Here is an 18,615-nt window from a genome sequence, read left to right on the forward strand (position 1 = left end):
GCAGGGCTCCGAAGGTCTGGGGTTAGGCTTTCTGACGTTCGATATAGGCGCGCATTTCCTCGGCCTCATGGCGCGCGTCGCGCAGCCCGTCCATCGCGGCGCGCAACTCGGCCTCGGTCTGGGCGAGTTGGTTGGTCAACTCGGCCTCGCGCTGTTGCAGATAGGTGATGGCCTGATCGCGGGTTTCCTCGGCCTCGTGCAGCTCTTGGCTCATCCGGTCCAGCTGGGCCACATCATCAGCGGCTACGCGGGTAAAGCGGTTCAGCAGCCAATTGGCGAACCATCCCATGCAGAAGGCCACGAAAAGAATGATGGCTGTTGCCAGGACAAACTCAGTTCTGCTCATCACCGCTGCCTTCTTCGGTTTCGTCGGATTCCCCGATCTCTTCTGCCGTGGTATCGCCCGTTTCTTCAGCAGATTCCAGCGCTGTTTCGTCCTCGGGGGTCTCGGCCTCGGGCTGGATCAGGCGGAATTCGATGCGGCGGTTGGCTTCGCGACCCTCTTCGGTCTTGTTGTCTGCGATGGGGTTTTCCTCGCCATAGCCTTTGGCCACGAAGGAGGAGGTCAGCACCCGGCGCGCGCGCAATTCGTTCAGAACCGATTCCGCGCGGCTTTGCGACAGTGACAGGTTCATCGATTCGCGGCCCTGACTATCGGTGTAGCCCTGAATCTCTAGCCGGATGTCGCCGCAGTTTTTGAGCACTTCGGCGATATCGTCCATCGTCCCAAGCGCGGAGGCGTCGATCGTGGCGCTGCCCGGCTCAAAGGTGATCTTGCCAATTTTCAGGATCTCGCGAATTTCGGCTTCGCATTCTTCAGGCGTCGGCAGACCCGCGATGGGGTCGAGCTTTTCTTGATAGGTGATATCGATGCTGTAATCCGCCCCTTCGCCCAGCTTATCGGCCAAAAGCGAGGCGACGGTGGTGTTGGCGTCCTTGTTGCCGGTGTTACCCATCACCTCAAGCCGGTCCGGGGTGACTTTGACAGAGCCATTGGCGAGGGAGGCCATGGCCTCAAGCCCGGTCAGAACGCGGGTGGCCCAATCGCCCGGCAGGGTCTCGTCCAGCCGCGCGGCGGTATAGACGTTGGCCGAGCCGAAATGCGATTTCGCGTAGCTGTCGGCCAGATCGCGCAGCCCCTCGGTCGAAAGTCGTCCGCGCAGTTGCACCTGCCCCTCGGGCGAGAGGGTCGCGGTGAATTCGGGCGGGCCTGCTTCTGGGTCTTCGACCTCGGGCAGTTTCGCGGTCAGGGCAAAGACATCGGGAAGCGCGTTTTCCAATTCGCCCACCACGCGGTCGAATGTGGTGGACTCGGTGCCGGGCGCGGCCAGCAGGGTGATGTCCGCATCGGCGAAAGAGATGCTGCCTTGGCCCAAACGGCGCAGCGCGTCGATGGTCAGCGCCACGGCGCGGCCCCAGTTCGGGCTGGGCACGCCCAGACCGATGGTGCAATCGGCGCTCTCAGGCGCGCCGGCGGTGATGCCCGCTTTCAAGATACGGTCGGCGGCGGCTTCGGTATCGGCAGAGCAGGCATCGAAACGCGCGCCTTCCGCGTCGATCTCAAACCGCAGGGTGAAGGGCGTGATCACCGGGCGCGGGGCCGCGATGTCCAGTCGCAGCCGCAGGCTGGGCGGGGCGGCGCGTTGCAGTTTACGTTCCATCTGCGCCTTGGCGGCGGCGCTGTCGGCGATGGCGGTGATGGTCACCCGCCCCGCATCAACCGAGGCTTTGGCCCGGGGCAGGTCGGCCATCGCCTGCACGGCAAAGCTCAGCGCGTCTTCCCAGCCTTCGGGGGCGGGATAATCTGCGGATTCCAGAAGGTCGGTCACCGAGGCGTCGCCCGCCATGTCGCCAAAGGCGTCGATCACCGCCTCGCGGTCGGTGCTGGTGGGGATCAGGCCGATGATCGAGATGCCCGCGTCATTGCGCAGCACCTCGGCAGAGAAACGCGGCGGGGCGATGCCGGATTGGGCCTCGACCTCCATCTCGTCGATGACGCGGGCGGCGTCGACCACGGTGCCTGCGGTCGACAGGGCGCGAAAGCGGACGGCCTCGGTCGGCGCGATCCCGGCGAGGGTGACCTGCAAGCCATCGGCCTGCACTTCGGCCCATGTCATGCCCTGCGCGTCCAGCGCGTCACGGACGCCGATTTCCGAGGTGTCTTCGATCAGTTGCACCGAAAAGCTCGCCGCCACCAGAGAGACCACCGCTGCGGCTGCAAAGGTCAGGGCGATCGTGAAAATGGCGGAGAGGCGCATGGGCGGACTTCTGATTGTTAAGCTTGCGACTTGATACGCGCGTCCTGCCGGGGGTGCAATCAGGCCAGCAAGCTTGCCGCGAAAAACAACAGCGGGATCATGCCGGTATCGCGGTTGGCCCGGAAGAGCTGCAAAAGCTTGGCATTGTCCTTGGTATCCAGCCCGCGCAGCTGCCATGCCATATGCCATCCCATTGCCCAAGGCCCGCCAAGGGCCAGCGCCAGCGCCAGCACCGAGGCTTGGGGCAGCCCGGCATAGATCACGGCAATCCCCATCAGCCCCACTGTGGCCATCAGGAAGCGCCGCAGCCATTTGCCGGAATTCTCACCAAAGAGCCGGGCGGTGGATTTCACACCGATCAGCGCGTCATCTTCGGCATCCTGATGGGCATAGATCGTGTCATAAAACAGCGTCCAAGCGATGCCCGCGAAGTAGAGCACCACGGCGGGCGCGTGCAGCGTGCCTGCATGGGCCGTCCAAGCCAGCATGGCGCCCCAGTTAAAGGCGAGGCCCAGAAAGACCTGCGGCCACCAAGTGAAGCGTTTGGCAAAGGGGTAGACCGCCACCGGCAAGAGCGCCAGCACGCCCATCGCGATGGCCGCTTGATTGAATGACAGCAAGATCAGCAGCGCCAGCAGCATCTGCCCCACCATCCACGCTAGCGCCTGTTTCACCGTCACCGCGCCCGAAGGGATGGGCCGCAGCCGGGTGCGGGCGACCTTCCCGTCGATATGCCGGTCGGTGATGTCGTTCCACGTGCAACCCGCGCCGCGCATCAGGAAAGCGCCGATGCCGCAGCCCGCGAAGATCCACAGATCCTCCCACCGCGGCGACTGGTCGAAGAGAATCGCAAGGCTCAGCCCCCACCAGCAGGGCAGCAGCAACAGCCATGTGCCGATGGGCCGATCCGCGCGGCTCAGCCGCAGGTAGGGGCGGAGCCCCGCCGGGGCGTGACGGTCGACCCAATTGTCGGCCACCGCATCGGCAACAGGCGCATCGGGCGTAGCATCTGGCGAAGGCGGCTGGTTGTGCATATATCTGGCCCTATGAACGCGAAAATCAGATTGTATGTAGATCAGCCCTTGGGGCAGGGGCAAACGGTTCCTTTGGCGCGCGAGCAGGCGCATTACCTCTTTGGGGTGATGCGGCTCACGGTTGGGGCCGGGGTGCTTTTGTTCAACGGGCGCGATGGCGAATGGCTGGCCGAGGTCGCCGAGGCGGGCAAGCGCGGCGGGGTGCTGACCTGTGTCGAACAGACCCGCCCCTTGCAAATGCCGCCGGATCTGTGGCTGCTCTTTGCCCCGATCAAAAAGACCCGCACCGACTTCATCGTCGAGAAAGCGGCTGAGATGGGGGCCGCGCGCATCCTGCCGGTGATGACCGAATTTACCAACGCAGGCCGCGTGCAGCGGCCGCGCCTACAGGCCCATGCGGTCGAGGCGGCAGAGCAATGCGGCGGCACCTATGTTCCGGAAGTCGCCGAGGCCGAGAAGCTGGGGCGGCTGCTGGACCAGTGGGACAGCAGCCGGCAGATCATGTTCTGCGATGAGGCTTTGGCCGGGGAAAGCGGCGCGCTGCCGCCGGATGCGCAGGGGCCATGGGCCATCCTGATCGGCCCCGAGGGCGGCTTTTCCGAGGGCGAGCGCAAACGGCTGCATGGTTTCGATCACGCCCATGCGGTCACGCTCGGCCCGCGCATCCTGCGGGCCGATACGGCGGCCGTGGCGGCGATGACCATGTGGCAGCAGGCTTTGGGAGATTGGTGATGCGAATGGTGGCCCGATGAGTTTCCTGCGCCAAGGCGCCCGCGATCAGCTTTGGCGCTGGCGCGAGGCGATCGTCGGCGGCGGGCTGATGGGCCTTGGCCTTTGGCTGGTCGCGGGCCCCGGTTTCTTGCTGGCGGTGCCCGGCTATGCGGCGCTGGCGGGCGGTGCCGCGCTGATCTGGCTTGGCGTGCAACGCGCGCGCTTTCGCGGGCAGGGCGATGGCGCGGGCGCGGTGCAGGTCGTCGAAGGGCAGATTACCTATTTCGGCCCGCTGACCGGTGGCACGGTGGCGCTGCGCGAATTGCAGCGGCTCAGCCTCGACCGGCAGATGTTTCCGGCCCATTGGCGGCTTGAGCCGCGCGACGATGAGACGCCCCTGTTGATCCCGGTGAACGCCGCAGGCTCCGAGGCGCTGTTTGATGCTTTCGCTGCCCTGCCGGGGCTACGCACCGAGAGGATGCTCTTTGAGCTACGCAAGACCCGCCATGACGCCGTTGTGATCTGGGAGCGCGCGCCGCTGCGCCCGGCGCATGTCTTGCTGCATTGACAGCCCCGTCAAATCCGCCCATCCCTGCTAGACGCGACGCCACGTCGACAACTTAGAAGACACCCAAGACGATCCTTCAAAACGGAGCCCTCGCATATGTCCATTCCTCAATCCGGCGGCGGCCCGATCGAACATCACGACCAGATGGCGCAGTATCTGGCGGACGGCTGCAAGCCGCGCGAGCAGTGGCGCATCGGCACCGAGCATGAGAAGTTCGGCTATTGCAAGGACACGCTCAAACCGCTCCCCTATGAGGGGGAACGCTCGATCCGGGTGATGCTGGAAGGGCTGCGCGACCGCCACAATTGGTCCCCTGTCGAAGAGGGTGGCAAGCTGATCGGGCTTGAGAAAGACGGGGCCAACATCAGCCTTGAGCCGGGCGGCCAGTTGGAACTCTCGGGCGCCCCTGTCGAGACCATTCACGAGACCTGCGATGAGGTGAACACCCACCTGCGCGAGGTGAAAGACGTGGCGGATGAGATCGGCGTCGGTTTCATCGGTCTGGGGGCCGCGCCCGAATGGTCGCATGAGCAGATGGATCTGATGCCCAAGGGCCGTTACAAGCTGATGGACGGCTATATGCAAAAGGTCGGCACCATGGGCACCACCATGATGCGCCGCACCTGTACCGTTCAGGTCAACCTCGACTTCGCGAGCGAGGCCGACATGGTGCAGAAGATGCGCGTCGCCGTGGCGATGCAGCCCATCGCCAATGCGCTTTTCGCCAATTCGCCCTTTCTCGACGGCAAGCCCAACGGCGTGAAATCCACCCGCGGTCTGGTCTGGCGCCATCTCGATGACGCGCGTACGGGCATGATCCCCTTCGTTTTTGATGAGGGCTTCGGCTTTGAGGCTTGGGTGCAATACGCGCTCGATGTGCCGATGTATTTCGTCTACCGCGACGGCAAATATATCGACGCGCTCGGCCAGTCCTTCCGCGACTTTTTGAAAGGCGAGTTGCCCGCTCTGCCCGGCGAGAAGCCGACGCTGAGCGATTGGGCCGACCACCTGACCACGCTCTTCCCCGAGGCGCGGGTCAAGAAGTTCATCGAAATGCGCGGGGCCGATGGCGGCCCGTGGCGGCGGCTCTGTGCCCTGCCGGCCTTCTGGGTCGGGTTGATGTATGACCAAAGCGCGCTGGATGGCGCGTGGGATCTGGTCAAAGGCTGGGATGCCGAGACACGGGAAGAATTGCGCATCGCCGCCTCCACCCACGGCCTTCAGGCCGAGGTGGGCGGGCTTAAGATGCATGATCTGGCGCGCGAGGCCGTGGCCCTATCAGAGGCGGGGCTGAAAGCCCGCGCCCGTCCCGGTGCCGGTGGGCTGGTGCCGGATGAGACGCATTTCCTCAACGCCCTGCGCGACAGCATCGAGACGGGCCGTGTGCCTGCTGACGATCTCTTGGCGGATTACCACGGGCCATGGAACGGCGATCTGAGCCGTATCTACGCGGAATATTCCTACTGAAGGGTAAAGAGGCTGATGCCGCCCTCGGGCGGTGTCAGCCTTTTTGGCCGATGCGCGATTCCGTGCCTGCGCGGATCCGGCGGATATTGTCGCGGTGCCGCCAAAAGATCAGCAAAGTCAGGGCGATGCCCAAAAGCAGCATTTCCCCGTAGCCAAGGAAGACCAGCAGGAAGGTCGAGCTTGCTGCCGCCGCCAGTGCGGAAAGCGACGAAATGCGCGAGAGTGCCGCCGTCGCCAGCCAGACCGCACAGCAGGCCAGCCCGACGGGCCAAGCGAGCGCCAGCATGAGGCCCAGAAAGGTCGCCACACCCTTGCCGCCGCGAAAGCCCAGCCAGACCGGGTAGCAATGGCCGATCATCGCACCAAGCGCCGCCGCCTGCGCCGCATCTTCGCCCGCGAAGGCGCGGGCCAGCAGCACCGCCACGGCCCCCTTGGCCCCGTCCAGCAGCAGGGTCAGCGCCGCCGCCTTCTTGTTGCCGGTGCGCAGCACGTTGGTCGCGCCGATATTGCCCGATCCAATGCTGCGCAGATTGCCCAGCCCCATCAGCCGTGCCAGCAACATGCCAAAGGCGATGGAGCCGATGACATAGCCTGCCAGCGCCCAGAAGAGGATCAATTCAACGGAAGTCTCGATTGGGGGCATCAATTCGCCTCGTAAACGCAGGAGCCTGCTACATAAGTTGCCACGACCTTACCCTGCATCCGCATCCCATCAAAGGGTGTGTTGCGGGATTTCGACCGCAGCGTCGCGCGGTCCAACACGAAGGGCGCGTCGGGGTTGAACAGCACCATATCCGCAGGCGCCCCCACGGCGATCCGCCCGCCGGGCAGGCCGAGGCGTTTGGCCGGGTTCAGCGACAGTGCGCGCCAGAGCGTGGGCAGGTCCATCATCTCGGCATGGACCAGACGCATCGCGGCGGGCAGCAGCGTCTCCAGCCCCACCGCGCCGCTGGCGGCCTCCTCGAAGGGCAGGCGTTTGCTCTCTTCGTCCTGCGGGGTGTGCATGGAACAGATGATGTCGATCAGGCCGCTGGCCACGGCTTCGACCACGGCAAGGCGGTCTTCCTCATCACGCAGCGGCGGCTTCACCTTGAAGAAGGTGCGGTAGTCGGCCACGTCGAGTGCGTTCAGCGTGAGGTGGTGAATGCCGACACCGGCGGTGATGTCGAGCCCGTTGCGCTTGGCGCGTTCCAGCGCGGGCAGGGCGCGGGCGGTGGTGATCTGATCCGCGTGATACCGCGCCCCGGTCATCTCAATGAGGGCGATGTCACGGTCCAGCCCCATCCGCTCGGCCATGGGCGAGACGGCAGGCAAGCCGCGCAGTGAGGCGAACTTGCCAGAGGTGACGGTCGCCCCCTTGCTCAGCCCCGGATCCTGTGGGTGGGCGATGACCAGCGCTCCGAGGCTGCGGGCATAAGTGAGCGCGCGGGAGAAGACCTTGGTATCCGTCACCACGCGGTCGCAATCGGTAAAGGCGGCGGCCCCGGCGTCCATCAGAAAACCGATCTCGGTCATCTCGCGCCCTTCGCGGCCTTTGGTGAGCGCGGCCATCGGGACCACATTCACCGGGGCGGCTTCATTGGCGCGGCGGGTGACAAATTCCAGCGTCTCGGGGCTGTCGATGGCCGGATCGGTGTCCGGGCGCGTGACCATGGTGGTCACCCCGCCCGCTGCTGCCGCCAACCCGGCAGAACGGTAGCTTTCCTTGTGCCGCTCGCCCGGTTCGCAAACTTTGACGCCGATGTCGACGATACCGGGGGCGAGGATATGGCCGCCGCAATCGACCAGTTCCGCGCCCTCGGGCGCTGTGGCCTCATCGGCCAGCACCTCGGCAATCACCCCGTTGCGCACCAGAACCGCAGCAGGCTCAAGCGTGCCAGCCTGAGGGTCGAGAAGGCGCAGATTGGTGAAGAACTGGGTCATGGGCGGGCCTTTGGTGCGATAGCGGATGCGCCGCTGTCATGCCCCAAATCGCCCCCCAAACCAAGCGGTCTTTTGGGCGCGGGCGCGGCGCACGCGCCGCTAGCCGCCAATCCAAATCATCAGCCCGACCACGCCAAAGGCCACCAAAAGGGCGACCATGGCGATACGGCCAGACATTTTCGGATCGTGTTCAGGTTCTTGCATGGGCCAGATGTAGCCCGCCAGCACCAAGGGTGCCAGCGGTTTTCGCGCTTAGGCCAGCAGCCACCAGATGATGAGCAGGATCAGCACGGCCACTGCGACGATCACCATGGTCTTGCCGCCGCCGCCCTTGGCGGGCTCGGAAGGGGCGACGCGGGGGATGCCGGTGTAGGGCTGGGCGGCTTCGGCCTCCATCGCCTGCACCGGCGTGTCGGGGCCGCCTTCGGTATAGGTGCCGATATGGGTCAGCGCCGGGATCGGAGCCAGTTGCAGCGACTGCCCGGCAAAGGCGCGGGAGTAGACGATCATCACCCAACCATCGAGCGCGGCAAGCTTGCTGCGGTCCGTCTCGATCTGGTCGGGGTTCACGCCATTGCCGTCGCGCAGATAGCCCGCAAGCCCCAGTTGATCGAGGTCGGCCACCCGGAAGACCTCTGTATAGGCTGCGTCGATCCGATCGACCCCGAGGGCCGCGGCCTGTGCGGTCTCATCATCGCGCATCGCCCGCGCCTCGGCATCCGAGAGCGAGAGGGCATAGACGCGAACCTTGCCAGCTTCTTGCGGGGCGACTTCTGTATGGGGCATGACGGCTTCCTTTGACTGTTCTCAGGAAAACGCCGCTTGGCCCGTCGGGGTTCCGGTCAGGCCGCGCCGGGTTGGGCGGCGATGTGGTTGCGCGCCAGCAGGTCCATCGCGGCCATGCGCACGGCGACGCCCATCTCGACCTGATCCTGAATGACGGAACGGTTGATGTCGTCGGCCAAAGTGCCGTCAATCTCCACCCCGCGGTTCATCGGGCCGGGGTGCATGACGATGGCGTCGGGGCTGGCATGGGCGAGCTTTTCGGCATCCAGCCCATAGCGGTGGTAATACTCGCGCTCCGACGGGATAAAGCCGCCATCCATCCGCTCTTTCTGAAGCCGCAGCATCATCACCACATCGACACCTTCGAGCCCCTTTTTCATATCGTCGAAGACCTCGACCCCAAACTGGTCGATCTGGCTGGGCATCAGGGTCGGCGGGCCGACAAGGCGGATGCGGTTTTCCATCTTGCCCAGCAAGAGGATGTTCGACCGCGCCACACGGCTATGCGCGATGTCGCCGCAGATGGCGATGCTGAGCCGGTGCAGCCGCCCCTTGGCGCGGCGGATCGTCAGCGCGTCCAAGAGCGCCTGCGTGGGATGCTCATGCCGCCCGTCGCCCGCGTTGAGCACGGCGCAATTCACCTTTTGGGCCAGCAGGTCCACCGCGCCGGATTGCGGGTGGCGGACGACCAGCAGATCGGGGTGCATGGCATTCAGCGTCATCGCCGTGTCGATCAGCGTCTCACCCTTTTTGATCGAACTGGCCTGCATCGCCATATTCATCACATCCGCGCCAAGGCGTTTGCCTGCGATCTCGAAACTCGCCTGCGTGCGGGTGGAGTTTTCAAAGAACATGTTGATCTGGGTCAGCCCGCGCAGCGCGTCGGAATGTTTGTTCGGCTGGCGGTTCCGGTCGGCATAGGTGTCGGCCAAGTCCAGAAGGGTGGTAATGTCGGATTGCGAGAGCTGCTCGATGCCAAGCAGGTGGCGATGGGCGAATGACATGGTGGCGATCCCTTCTGCTGTTGCCGCCTTATAGGCGCGGGGGGCTTGGCGCGTAAAGCGCAGCGATAGGGCATTTCGCCTCTCGCCCACAGGGCGTAAGCTGCGGGTCATGGAATCATTCGATTATCATCAGGCGGCAGAGATGCTGGCGTGGCAGGTCGAGCTTGGCGCGACCGAGGCGATCTGCGATGCGCCGGTCAACCGCTATGAGGTGCCCGCAAGCCCGCCCAAGGCCAGCGCCAAGGCGACCAAGGGGCCGCAGCCCCTGCAAGCGGCAGAGACGCCCGACCCGGTGGCGCTGGCCCGCCGCGCCGCGCAGTCCGCGCAGACATTGGAAGAGCTGCGCGCCGCGATCCAAGGGTTCGAGCATTGCGAGCTGCACAAGGGCGCACGCAATCTGGTCTTTGCCGATGGGGTGCCTGGCGCGCCGCTGATGATCTTGGGCGAATCCCCCGACCGCGACGAAGACCGCGCGGGTAAGCCCTTCGTGGGGCGTGCGGGTCAGATGCTCGACCGGATGCTGGCGGCGATCGACATGGGGCGCGACCGCAATGTCTATCTGTCGAATATCTTGCCGTGGCGCACGCCGCAGGGGCGCGACCCGAAGCCTGATGAGATTGCGATGATGCGCCCCTTTGTGCAGCGTCATATCGAATTGGCCAAGCCCAAGGTGCTGGTGCTCTTTGGCAATTGGTCTTGCCAATCGCTTTTGGAGAAACGCAGCATCATGCGCCTGCGCGGCAATTGGACCAAGGCCGCCGATCTTTCTTGCATGCCGATGGTGCATCCCGGCTACCTGCTGCGCAATCCCGAGGCCAAGCGCGAGGCTTGGGCCGATTTGCTTAGCGTTCAGGCCAAGCTGCGCGATGGTTGATGCGCTGACCCTTCTGGCCTTCGTGCCCGTCGCCTTGGCGCTGAACCTCACGCCAGGGGCGGATATGATGTTCTGCCTTGGGCAGGGGCTGCGCTCGGGCCCGCGGGCTGCATTAGCGGCGAGCGGGGGGATTTCGGCGGGCGTGCTGGTGCATGTGGCTTTGGCCGGGTTGGGGCTGGGCGCGGTCGTCGCGGCGCTGCCTTGGGCGCTGGACATGATCCGCTGGCTCGGCGTGGCCTATCTGCTCTGGCTTGCGGTGCAAACGCTGCGGCAGGCTGGAAAGCCGCGCGATACGACGCCCGGCATGGGCGGCTGGCGCGCCTTCAATACCGGTTTCGCAGTCAACCTGACGAACCCCAAGGTGATCCTTTTCGTGCTGGCCTTCCTGCCGCAATTCGTGGTGCCCGAGGCCGGGCCGGTCTTGGCGCAGTTCCTGACCTTTGGTGCGGTGCTGGCTCTGGGCGGTTTCGTCATCAACGGCGCGGTCGGGGTCTTTGCCGCCGGGATCGGACGGCGGCTGGCGGGCGGTGGGCGGCTGCTCGGCTGGATCAGCAGCGGTATTTTCGTGGCTTTGGCCGCGCGTTTGGCAATGATGGAGCGGACATGAGCAGGATCGACGACAGCCGGGAGTTCATCCCCGTAAGAATCGCCGTGCTGACCGTCTCGGACAGCCGCAGTTTGGCCGAGGATCGGTCGGGCGACGTGTTGGTCGCGCGGATCGAAGCGGCGGGCCATGTGCTGGCCGCCCGCGAGATCGTGACCGACGACCGCCCCGCCATCGCGGCGCAACTTCGCGACTGGTGCGCGGACCCTGAGATTGACGTGGTGATCAGCACCGGCGGCACCGGTCTCACCGGGCGCGATGTGACGGTCGAGGCGCACCGCGATGTCTATGAGAAAGAGATCGACGCTTTCGGCACGGTTTTCACCATGATCTCGATGGAGAAGATCGGCACCAGCGCGGTGCAAAGCCGCGCGACGGGCGGCGTGGCGCTGGGGACGTATCTGTTCGCGCTGCCGGGCAGTCCGGGTGCCTGTAAAGATGCGTGGGACGGCATCCTGCTGAAACAGTTGGACTACCGCCACATGCCCTGCAACTTCGTTGAGATCATGCCGCGGCTGGACGAGCATCAGCGCCGCAAGTAGCGCGCAGGTTTAGCCCGAGGTGCAGCCCGTGACCTCGACCGCGTGGTTCTTGCCGATCACCGTGATCCGAATGGCGGAGCGGTCGAGCGCCAGCGCGGTGCCGTTCTCGGCGATCATCTCACCGCTGGCGACAAGCGTATTGCCCGAGCGCTGGCTCACGGTCTCGCTCATCCACATGTTGGGATTGCCGGGTTCGATCACCACGGTCTCCTTACCCCCGGCAGAGGGCAGGGCCAGCCGGGTTTCGATCTCCAGCCCACGCGCGGTGGGGCGCAGACTACAATGGGCGCTTTTCAGACCAGCTTCGGCCCCGGAATAGGGCCGCGCGGCAAAGGCGGCGGCGATGGCCGGGGTGGGCTTGCTGTCGCGGGTGTCGAGCAGGGCGCGCAGGTGGATGGTCTGTGGCAGGCAGATGTCGCTGCAGACGCCAAGGTCGATGCTGGTGTCTAATGTCACCGGCGCACCGGCGCGGCGCGGGGTGATGGTCAGCGGCAGGATCACCTCGCGGGCATAGCCGATGGAGTTCACCCCGCCTTGGTCAAAGACCTTGGGCGCGGGCCATGTGATCTGCACATCGCGCAGGTTGTTCGAGCCGGACCAATCGAACTCCGGCGGGATGCCTGCATCACCGGGGCTGCGCCAATAGGTCTTCCAACCCGGTGCCATGCGCAGCCGGATCGCCGCCACCCGCCGCCCGTCGGCCTGTTGCCAACCAGTGAGCAGATCACCCTGCAACGGCGTGCCGACACCGTCCTGTGCGGCGGCAGGCAGGGCAAGGGCGAGGCAGGAAAGAACGGCGGAGAAGAGGCGCGATATATTCATGCGGTCTTGATGCGGTATCCATCCGCGCCTGCCAAGTCACATTTGCATCATCCATGTTTCGCTGATGCGGCGGACGGTAGGGCGCCTCTCTTGTTTTGTGGGGCGCAAGCGGCCATGTTTAAAGAAAGGTTACCTTCAGGAGGTGGGCGTTGACGGGTCAGACGATGGAACTGACGGGCAAGCTGCTGGTCGCGATGCCGGGCATGGGCGATCCGCGTTTCGCGCATTCGGTGATCTATCTTTCCGCGCATTCCGAACAGGGGGCGATGGGGTTGATCGTGAACAAACCCGCCCCGAAACTGCGCCTGTCGGATGTGCTGGATCAACTGGTCGAAGACACACCGCCGCAGGCCAAATCGCTGGCCGTGCATTTCGGCGGGCCGGTCGAGACGGGGCGCGGCTTTGTGCTGCATTCCGACGAATACCGCTCGGCCATCGAGACGCTGCGCGTGGGCGATGGCATCGCCCTGACAACCACCCGCGACATCCTCGAAGACATCGCCACCGGCAAGGGCCCGGCGCAGGCGCAGTTGATGCTGGGCTATGCGGGCTGGGGTCCGGGGCAGTTGGAGGGTGAGATCGCCCAGAACGGATGGCTGACCTGCGAAGCCTCGCCCGAGGTGATCTTCGACCTGCCGGATCCCGAGAAATGGGGCGCGGCGCTCAAGACGCTGGGGATCGACCCCTTGGGGCTGTCGGCCTCAGCCGGGCACGCCTAACGCGGTGCTGCGGCGCGGGCCAATCGGTCGTTGATCGCACGGCCCAGCCCGTGATCGGGGATCGGGGCCACGGCGATGGTCTGACCGGTGGCGTCCAACTGGTGCAGGTGGTCGAACAGTTTCGCCGCCGCCTCGGTTAGATCGCCGGAGGGGGAGAGGTTGAGGTCGCAGATCATCTCGCCAAACCCAAGCAGCACTTCACCCGGCCCCGCCGTTCGCGCATTCAGCCGCACCGCCGCGCCGGGCGCGTAATGCGAGGCGAGCTGCCCCGGCGCGATGATCTCGGCCCCATCGACAACGTCCAGCCTCTGGCCAAGTGCGGCCTCGATCGCCTCGCTCGGCAGGCCGCCTGCGCGCAGCAGAGCGGGGTGGGGGCCGGTCAGGCCGATGATCGTGCTTTCCAACCCAACGGGGCAGGCACCGTCGTCCAGCACCGCTGCGATCTTACCGTCGAGGCCCGCCCGCACATGATCCGCCGTGGTCGCGCTGATCTTGCCCGAGGGGTTGGCCGAGGGCGCGGCGACCGGACCGCCGAGCGCCTGCAAGACCTGCCGCATGGCGGAATGGGCGGGCACCCGCACCGCAAGGCTCGGCAGCCCCGCCGTGACCAGCGACGACAGCCCGCTGTCGGGTTTCAGCGGCAGGACCAGCGTGAGCGCGCCGGGCCAAAAGGTCTGCGCCAGCCGGTCGGCCTGCTCGGTCCAGTCGACATAGCGTTTGGCGGTGTCGATATCCGGCAGATGCACGATCAGCGGGTTGAAACTGGGTCGCCCCTTGGCGGCATAGATGCCCGCGACAGCCTCGCCATTGCGGGCATCCGCGCCCAGGCCGTAAACCGTCTCCGTCGGCAGGGCGACCAGCGCGCCGTCTTGCAGCAGGCGTGCCGCGCGGGCAATGCCTTGGGGCGTGGCGGTCAGGGTCTCGGTCGGCTGGGTCATCGGGTGTTTCGGCCTGTCGGATCATGCAGCATCCCGTGACGCCGCGTTTGGGTTGCGGGGGGCGGCCTGGCATTTCATGCTGGCGGCAACATAAACCAGCCTTTATCAGGGCCATGTCAGGCTTGCCAGAACAAGCGCGCCTTTCAGGAGGATATGATATGCCGTACCGCGCCGCCGTGGATGACTACCGTTTTCTGATCGAGGACGTGTTGGATTTCGCAACGCTTCGCAGCACCGACCGTTTCGCTGAGGCCAGTGAAGACGTCACCGGCGCGATCCTGTCAGAGGCCGGACGGCTTTGCGATGACGTGTTGGCGCCGCTGCAACGGGGCGGGGATTTGCACCCTGCCAAGCTGGAAAACGGCGTCGTGCGCACCTCTCCCGGATTTGCCGAAGGTTTCGCCGCGATTGCGGAAGGCGGCTGGATCGGCATGTCGGCGGACCCGGAGTTTGGCGGCATGGGCCTGCCGATGACCCTGACCAGCGCGGTCAACGAGATGATGAGCGGCGCTTGCCTGTCGCTGCAACTCGCCCCCCTGATGAGCCAAGGCCAGATCGAAGCGCTGGAGCACCATGCCTCGGACGCGATCAAGGAATTGTACCTGCCCAAACTGATCTCGGGCGAATGGACCGGCACGATGAACCTGACGGAGCCGCAGGCCGGTTCGGACGTAGGCGCGCTGAGCAGCCGGGCCGAAGACAATGGCGACGGGACTTATGCGGTCTCTGGTCAGAAGATCTACATTTCTTGGGGCGACAATGATTTTGCAGGCAATGTCTGCCATCTGGTTCTTGCGCGACTGCCGGGTGCACCTGCGGGGACCAAGGGGATCAGCCTCTTCCTTGTCCCGAAATTCATCCCTGACGAGAATGGCGAGCCGGGCCAGCGCAATGGCGTGAATGTGGTCAGCCTGGAGCATAAGATGGGCCTGCACGGCTCGCCCACCGCGGTGATGCAATATGACAAGGCCACCGGCTGGCTGGTGGGCCGCGAGGGCGGCGGTATGGCGGCGATGTTCACCATGATGAACAACGCGCGCCTTGGTGTCGGCGAACAGGGCATCGGTGCGGCCGAAGGGGCCTATCAACTGGCGCTGGACTACGCGCTGGAGCGCAAGCAGGGCCGTTCCCCGGTCGAGGGCGGCACCGGCACCATCGTGGATCACGCCGATGTGCGCCGGATGCTTTTGAGCATGAAGGCCGATATCTTTGCCTCCCGCGCGATTGCGCTGAGCTGTGCCTATGCCAGTGATATGGCGCGCGCCGGGCAGGGGGATGAATGGGCTGCCCGGGCCGCGTTCCTCACCCCGATCACCAAGGCATTCGGCACCGATGTGGGCATAGGCGTCGCCGAGATGGGTGTGCAGATGCATGGCGGCATGGGCTTTATCGAAGAAACCGGCGCGGCGCAGTTCAGCCGCGATGTGCGCGTGACCGCGATCTACGAGGGCACCAACGGCATTCAGGCGATGGACCTTGTGGGCCGCAAGATGATGGACGGCGGCGAGGCGGCGAACCGGCTCTTGGATGAGATCGAAGCTCATGCCGAATCCGCCCGCGGCCCTTTCCCGCGCATGGCCGATGCGGTCTGGCAGGCGAGCGAGACCCTGCGCGAGGCGACCGAGTGGATGACCGCGCAGAAGGACATGAACGCCCGTTTCGCCGGTGCCGTCCCCTATCTGCGCGCCTTCGCCCGCGTGATGGGCGGGCATCTGCATCTGCAAGCCGCCATGGCCGAGAAGGCCGCCGGCGCAGGCGATGCGCGGGCCAAGCTGGCGCGGTTCTATATCCAACGTCTCTTGCCCGAGCATCAGGGCCTGCTGGCCCATGCGCAGGCCGGGGCGGAAGACCTCTATGCGCTTGATGTCGAAGACCTGAGAAGCTGATGACAGAGCAGGCCACCCTCTCCACCGCTTCGCCAAAAACGCCCAAGGGGCTGCGCTATCCTTGGGAGGTGCCGCCCGCCGAGGGGGAGGCGATCGAGGTGGCGCCGGGGGTGCTTTGGTTCCGCCTGCCGCTGCCGATGAAGCTCGATCACGTCAACGTCTATGCCTTGGACGAGGGCGATAGCTGGACGGTGATCGACACGGGCTTTGCCTCGCGCCGGGCCAAGGAAATTTGGCGCGGGCTGATGACAGGGCCGCTTGGCGGCAAGCCGATCTCGCGCGTGGTCGTCACCCATCACCACCCCGATCACGTTGGCCTTGCCGGGTGGTTGCAGACCGAATTCGGGGCGGAACTGGTCACCACACGCACGGCATGGCTGACGGCGCGGATGCTGACGTTGGATGTTCAGGAGGTGCCGGTCGCCGAAGCCCTCGCGTTCTACCGCAAGGCGGGGATGGCAGCGGCGCTCTATGACAAACGCGCCAACGAACGGCCTTTCAATTTCGCCGATGTGGTGGCCCCACTGCCGCTGGGGTTCACGCGGATCCGGCAGGGCGATGTAATCCGCATGGGCGGGCGCGATTGGGAGGTGCATATCGGCAATGGCCACGCCCCCGAACACGCGACCTTTTGGAGCCGTGACGACAATCTGGTGATCGCGGGGGATCAGATCCTGCCCTCCATCAGCCCCAACATCGGCGTCTACCCGACCGAGCCGATGGCCGACCCCATCGGCGAATGGCTGGAGGCTTGCGAGAGTTTCGTCCCCTTGGCGCGGGAGGATCATCTGGTGCTTGGCGGGCACAAGCTGCCCTTCACCGGCCTGCCGACGCGGCTAAAGCAACTGATTGAGAACCACCACAGCGCCCTGCGCAGGCTTCTGGCCTATATCGACACGCCGAAATCGGCCTCGGAATGTTTCGCGCCGCTGTTTAAGCGCAGCATCGGCGAGGCGGAATATGGCCTCGCGCTGGTTGAAGCCGTCGCCCATCTGAGCCACCTTTACCAAGCCGGAGAGGCCACGCGCAGCTTGCGCGCGGCGGATGGCGCATGGGTGTATCAGCGCAAGGGGTGAGCGATGGGCGATGAGGTGAAAACGGCAGCCGAGGCCTATGAGGCTGCGGCATTACCGCGCATGCATGAGGTGCATACGGGCACCGATCAGCCCAAGTCGGGCGATCAACCCCTGCCCAAATCGGTGACCGACAAGCCGGTGAAACAGAAATCCCCCGCGCAATGGGCCTATGAGCGGGTCGTGCTCTACCTCAAGAATTTCGAGGAAAAGCTCGACAACGACCACGAGGCGGCGATCGGCTTTGCCGGGGGCGATGCCGGGGTGCTGCGGATCGAAGGCATGGGGTATTTCGACCCCGATATCATCACCTTTTACGGCGTCGATCCGGCAGGGGCGCGGGCTCAACTGGTGCAGCATGTGGGGCAGTTGAACGTGATGCTGCGGGCCCTGCCGAAAAAGGTGCCCGATGCCGCGCCGCAACGGATCGGCTTTCGACTGGTTGCCGATCTGGAAGACGACGAAACCTGAGAGACTCTATAACGTGCGGGGAAGTGTAAGATTCCCCTATAGCGCGTGGTTCTGCGCAAAGCTAGTATGGTTTTCTGCGCATCAATCCCCCGTGACAGGGTGATGCGAATAGGTTAATCAGCGCCAACAAATTGTCTTAGGGAGACGAAAATGGCTGAACATGAACACGGCAGCATGAATTACGAAGAGCAGCAAAAGACCTTTGACGGATTCATGTCCTTCGTGACACGCGGCACCGTTGTCATCCTCGCGATCCTTGTTCTGTTGGCGATCTTTGCCGGTTGATCACGTCCTATCCCTAGGCGCGAGGGTAACGGTTTGAGAACTCTCTTAGCGTCGATTGCACTTATTGGCGTTCTGGCTGGCTGTTCGGTGGATCAAAGCCCCGATAGCCCGCCCGACGTTGTGGCGCGTGCAGCCTACCGCGCGCCCGAGCCGCCGTCCCTCACATTGATGACCATGGTGAACAACCGCACCGGCAGCGGCGGCCATAGCGCGCTGATGGTGAACGGCTCGCAGCGGGTGATCTTTGACCCCGCGGGGTCGTTTCGGGATGCGCGGATGGCCGAGCGGGGCGATGTGCTCTACGGGGTGACGCCTGCCTGGTTGCAAGCCTATAAATCCGCCCATGCGCGCAGCACCTTTCATGTGGTCAGTCAGGAAATCCCCGTCAGCCCCGGGGTGGCCGAACGCGCGCTTGAACTGGTGACCGCCCATGGCGCGGTGCCCGGTGCCTTTTGCGCCAATGCCACCAGCGGCATTCTCAGCCAGTTGCCGGGGTTTCAAAGCATTGGGTCGACCTACTATCCCGTCAAGCTGCAAGAGCGGTTCGAGGCCCTGCCCGGCGTCACCACGACAAAATATTACGAAGACGATGAGGGCGATGTGATCGACGCCCTGCGCGCGGCGCAACTGGCCCAACAGTAGCGCCCGCG

Annotated in this window: 21 protein-coding genes; 12 read left to right on the forward strand and 9 right to left on the reverse strand. The window is 64.9% G+C overall.

What is annotated here, in order from left to right:
- Positions 1-22: 22 nt before the first annotated feature.
- Genes HKX24_RS04090 through ubiA form a run of 3 tightly spaced genes read right to left on the reverse strand, consistent with a single transcriptional unit; the run spans position 23 to position 3,292 of the window.
- Positions 23-346 carry a hypothetical protein gene (locus tag HKX24_RS04090; RefSeq protein ID WP_007118939.1) on the reverse strand — a complete coding sequence of 108 codons (324 nt, stop codon included), beginning with the start codon at positions 344-346 and terminating at the stop codon, positions 23-25.
- Positions 333-2,258 carry an OmpA family protein gene (locus tag HKX24_RS04095; RefSeq protein ID WP_271693025.1) on the reverse strand — a complete coding sequence of 642 codons (1,926 nt, stop codon included), beginning with the start codon at positions 2,256-2,258 and terminating at the stop codon, positions 333-335. Before HKX24_RS04095 ends, HKX24_RS04090 begins: the two co-directional genes overlap by 14 nt.
- A gap of 59 nt (positions 2,259-2,317) precedes the next feature.
- Positions 2,318-3,292, reverse strand: a complete 975-nt coding sequence (gene ubiA / locus HKX24_RS04100; RefSeq protein ID WP_271693026.1) for a 4-hydroxybenzoate octaprenyltransferase — start codon at positions 3,290-3,292, stop codon at positions 2,318-2,320.
- A gap of 12 nt (positions 3,293-3,304) precedes the next feature.
- On the opposite strand from ubiA, the gene HKX24_RS04105 reads away from it, so the two are divergent.
- From HKX24_RS04105 to HKX24_RS04115, 3 genes are all read left to right on the forward strand, one after another.
- Positions 3,305-4,024 (forward strand): 16S rRNA (uracil(1498)-N(3))-methyltransferase, encoded by a 720-nt coding sequence (locus tag HKX24_RS04105; protein ID WP_271693027.1) that lies wholly within the window; start codon positions 3,305-3,307, stop codon positions 4,022-4,024.
- 16 nt (positions 4,025-4,040) lie between these two features.
- A complete protein-coding gene (locus HKX24_RS04110) occupies positions 4,041-4,571 on the forward strand; it encodes a hypothetical protein (protein ID WP_067265571.1) in 531 nt (176 codons plus the stop codon).
- Positions 4,572-4,667: 96 nt separating this feature from the next.
- Positions 4,668-6,038, forward strand: coding sequence for a glutamate--cysteine ligase (locus tag HKX24_RS04115; protein ID WP_271688211.1), 1,371 nt, complete (start codon positions 4,668-4,670; stop codon positions 6,036-6,038).
- Between the two features lie 34 nt (positions 6,039-6,072).
- Here HKX24_RS04115 and plsY read toward each other — a convergent pair whose 3' ends face one another.
- The 4 genes from plsY to HKX24_RS04135 all read right to left on the reverse strand — a co-directional run bounded on the left by plsY (position 6,073) and on the right by HKX24_RS04135 (position 9,751).
- A complete protein-coding gene (plsY, locus tag HKX24_RS04120) occupies positions 6,073-6,681 on the reverse strand; it encodes a glycerol-3-phosphate 1-O-acyltransferase PlsY (RefSeq protein ID WP_209218309.1) in 609 nt (202 codons plus the stop codon).
- The gene (gene pyrC, locus HKX24_RS04125; RefSeq protein WP_271693028.1) at positions 6,681-7,961 is read right to left on the reverse strand and encodes a dihydroorotase; all 1,281 of its coding nucleotides are present in this window, start codon (positions 7,959-7,961) and stop codon (positions 6,681-6,683) included. Before pyrC ends, plsY begins: the two co-directional genes overlap by 1 nt.
- A gap of 252 nt (positions 7,962-8,213) precedes the next feature.
- Positions 8,214-8,747, reverse strand: coding sequence for a hypothetical protein (locus tag HKX24_RS04130; protein WP_271688208.1), 534 nt, complete (start codon positions 8,745-8,747; stop codon positions 8,214-8,216).
- 56 nt (positions 8,748-8,803) lie between these two features.
- Positions 8,804-9,751 carry an aspartate carbamoyltransferase catalytic subunit gene (locus tag HKX24_RS04135; RefSeq protein WP_067265620.1) on the reverse strand — a complete coding sequence of 316 codons (948 nt, stop codon included), beginning with the start codon at positions 9,749-9,751 and terminating at the stop codon, positions 8,804-8,806.
- 109 nt (positions 9,752-9,860) lie between these two features.
- Here HKX24_RS04135 and HKX24_RS04140 point away from each other — a divergent pair, with 109 nt between their 5' ends.
- The 3 genes from HKX24_RS04140 to moaB are packed head-to-tail and all read left to right on the forward strand — an operon-like array spanning position 9,861 to position 11,771.
- Complete coding sequence (locus tag HKX24_RS04140) at positions 9,861-10,625, forward strand: uracil-DNA glycosylase (RefSeq protein WP_271693029.1); 765 nt, start codon at positions 9,861-9,863, stop codon at positions 10,623-10,625.
- Positions 10,618-11,232, forward strand: coding sequence for a LysE family translocator (locus HKX24_RS04145; RefSeq protein WP_271693030.1), 615 nt, complete (start codon positions 10,618-10,620; stop codon positions 11,230-11,232). Before HKX24_RS04140 ends, HKX24_RS04145 begins: the two co-directional genes overlap by 8 nt.
- Positions 11,229-11,771, forward strand: a complete 543-nt coding sequence (gene moaB / locus HKX24_RS04150; RefSeq protein ID WP_271693031.1) for a molybdenum cofactor biosynthesis protein B — start codon at positions 11,229-11,231, stop codon at positions 11,769-11,771. The genes HKX24_RS04145 and moaB overlap by 4 nt, the downstream gene beginning before the upstream one ends.
- A 9-nt stretch (positions 11,772-11,780) precedes the next feature.
- Here moaB and HKX24_RS04155 read toward each other — a convergent pair whose 3' ends face one another.
- The gene (locus tag HKX24_RS04155) at positions 11,781-12,593 is read right to left on the reverse strand and encodes a protein-disulfide reductase DsbD domain-containing protein (protein ID WP_271693032.1); all 813 of its coding nucleotides are present in this window, start codon (positions 12,591-12,593) and stop codon (positions 11,781-11,783) included.
- A 164-nt stretch (positions 12,594-12,757) separates the two neighbouring features.
- Between HKX24_RS04155 and HKX24_RS04160 the strand changes: the two genes are divergently transcribed.
- Complete coding sequence (locus HKX24_RS04160) at positions 12,758-13,312, forward strand: YqgE/AlgH family protein (RefSeq protein ID WP_271693786.1); 555 nt, start codon at positions 12,758-12,760, stop codon at positions 13,310-13,312.
- Here HKX24_RS04160 and HKX24_RS04165 read toward each other — a convergent pair.
- On the reverse strand, positions 13,309-14,250 hold the full coding sequence (locus tag HKX24_RS04165; protein WP_271693033.1) for an L-threonylcarbamoyladenylate synthase: 942 nt from the start codon (positions 14,248-14,250) through the stop codon (positions 13,309-13,311). The two genes, HKX24_RS04160 and HKX24_RS04165, sit on opposite strands and share 4 nt — an antisense overlap.
- A gap of 158 nt (positions 14,251-14,408) precedes the next feature.
- On the opposite strand from HKX24_RS04165, the gene HKX24_RS04170 reads away from it, so the two are divergent.
- The 5 genes from HKX24_RS04170 to HKX24_RS04190 all read left to right on the forward strand — a co-directional run bounded on the left by HKX24_RS04170 (position 14,409) and on the right by HKX24_RS04190 (position 18,607).
- Positions 14,409-16,136: an acyl-CoA dehydrogenase gene (locus HKX24_RS04170; protein ID WP_271693034.1), complete on the forward strand. Its 1,728-nt coding sequence runs from the start codon at positions 14,409-14,411 to the stop codon at positions 16,134-16,136.
- Positions 16,136-17,212, forward strand: a complete 1,077-nt coding sequence (locus HKX24_RS04175; RefSeq protein ID WP_271693035.1) for an MBL fold metallo-hydrolase — start codon at positions 16,136-16,138, stop codon at positions 17,210-17,212. The genes HKX24_RS04170 and HKX24_RS04175 overlap by 1 nt, the downstream gene beginning before the upstream one ends.
- A gap of 3 nt (positions 17,213-17,215) precedes the next feature.
- Complete coding sequence (locus HKX24_RS04180; RefSeq protein ID WP_271688201.1) at positions 17,216-17,680, forward strand: DUF6173 family protein; 465 nt, start codon at positions 17,216-17,218, stop codon at positions 17,678-17,680.
- A gap of 150 nt (positions 17,681-17,830) precedes the next feature.
- Positions 17,831-17,965: an aa3-type cytochrome c oxidase subunit IV gene (locus tag HKX24_RS04185; protein WP_271693036.1), complete on the forward strand. Its 135-nt coding sequence runs from the start codon at positions 17,831-17,833 to the stop codon at positions 17,963-17,965.
- Positions 17,966-17,998: 33 nt separating this feature from the next.
- Positions 17,999-18,607: a hypothetical protein gene (locus tag HKX24_RS04190; RefSeq protein ID WP_271693037.1), complete on the forward strand. Its 609-nt coding sequence runs from the start codon at positions 17,999-18,001 to the stop codon at positions 18,605-18,607.
- Positions 18,608-18,615: the final 8 nt, after the last annotated feature.

It is taken from the genome of Sulfitobacter sp. M85, from assembly GCF_029285915.1.
Lineage (GTDB): Bacteria > Pseudomonadota > Alphaproteobacteria > Rhodobacterales > Rhodobacteraceae > Sulfitobacter > Sulfitobacter faviae.

Excerpts from the sequence above, each read along its gene's own strand:
- moaB (WP_271693031.1), top strand. The coding sequence starts at position 11,229 with ATGAGCAGGATCGACGACAGCCGGGAGTTCATCCCCGTAAGAATCGCC.
- HKX24_RS04090 (WP_007118939.1), bottom strand. The coding sequence starts at position 346 with ATGAGCAGAACTGAGTTTGTCCTGGCAACAGCCATCATTCTTTTCGTG.
- HKX24_RS04145 (WP_271693030.1), top strand. The coding sequence starts at position 10,618 with ATGGTTGATGCGCTGACCCTTCTGGCCTTCGTGCCCGTCGCCTTGGCG.
- HKX24_RS04180 (WP_271688201.1), top strand. The coding sequence starts at position 17,216 with ATGGGCGATGAGGTGAAAACGGCAGCCGAGGCCTATGAGGCTGCGGCA.
- HKX24_RS04160 (WP_271693786.1), top strand. The coding sequence starts at position 12,758 with ATGGAACTGACGGGCAAGCTGCTGGTCGCGATGCCGGGCATGGGCGAT.
- HKX24_RS04135 (WP_067265620.1), bottom strand. The coding sequence starts at position 9,751 with ATGTCATTCGCCCATCGCCACCTGCTTGGCATCGAGCAGCTCTCGCAA.
- ubiA (WP_271693026.1), bottom strand. The coding sequence starts at position 3,292 with ATGCACAACCAGCCGCCTTCGCCAGATGCTACGCCCGATGCGCCTGTT.
- HKX24_RS04170 (WP_271693034.1), top strand. The coding sequence starts at position 14,409 with ATGCCGTACCGCGCCGCCGTGGATGACTACCGTTTTCTGATCGAGGAC.
- HKX24_RS04115 (WP_271688211.1), top strand. The coding sequence starts at position 4,668 with ATGTCCATTCCTCAATCCGGCGGCGGCCCGATCGAACATCACGACCAG.
- HKX24_RS04140 (WP_271693029.1), top strand. The coding sequence starts at position 9,861 with ATGGAATCATTCGATTATCATCAGGCGGCAGAGATGCTGGCGTGGCAG.
- HKX24_RS04165 (WP_271693033.1), bottom strand. The coding sequence starts at position 14,250 with ATGACCCAGCCGACCGAGACCCTGACCGCCACGCCCCAAGGCATTGCC.
- HKX24_RS04110 (WP_067265571.1), top strand. The coding sequence starts at position 4,041 with ATGAGTTTCCTGCGCCAAGGCGCCCGCGATCAGCTTTGGCGCTGGCGC.
- HKX24_RS04155 (WP_271693032.1), bottom strand. The coding sequence starts at position 12,593 with ATGAATATATCGCGCCTCTTCTCCGCCGTTCTTTCCTGCCTCGCCCTT.
- plsY (WP_209218309.1), bottom strand. The coding sequence starts at position 6,681 with ATGCCCCCAATCGAGACTTCCGTTGAATTGATCCTCTTCTGGGCGCTG.
- HKX24_RS04185 (WP_271693036.1), top strand. The coding sequence starts at position 17,831 with ATGGCTGAACATGAACACGGCAGCATGAATTACGAAGAGCAGCAAAAG.
- HKX24_RS04175 (WP_271693035.1), top strand. The coding sequence starts at position 16,136 with ATGACAGAGCAGGCCACCCTCTCCACCGCTTCGCCAAAAACGCCCAAG.
- HKX24_RS04095 (WP_271693025.1), bottom strand. The coding sequence starts at position 2,258 with ATGCGCCTCTCCGCCATTTTCACGATCGCCCTGACCTTTGCAGCCGCA.
- pyrC (WP_271693028.1), bottom strand. The coding sequence starts at position 7,961 with ATGACCCAGTTCTTCACCAATCTGCGCCTTCTCGACCCTCAGGCTGGC.
- HKX24_RS04105 (WP_271693027.1), top strand. The coding sequence starts at position 3,305 with ATGAACGCGAAAATCAGATTGTATGTAGATCAGCCCTTGGGGCAGGGG.
- HKX24_RS04130 (WP_271688208.1), bottom strand. The coding sequence starts at position 8,747 with ATGCCCCATACAGAAGTCGCCCCGCAAGAAGCTGGCAAGGTTCGCGTC.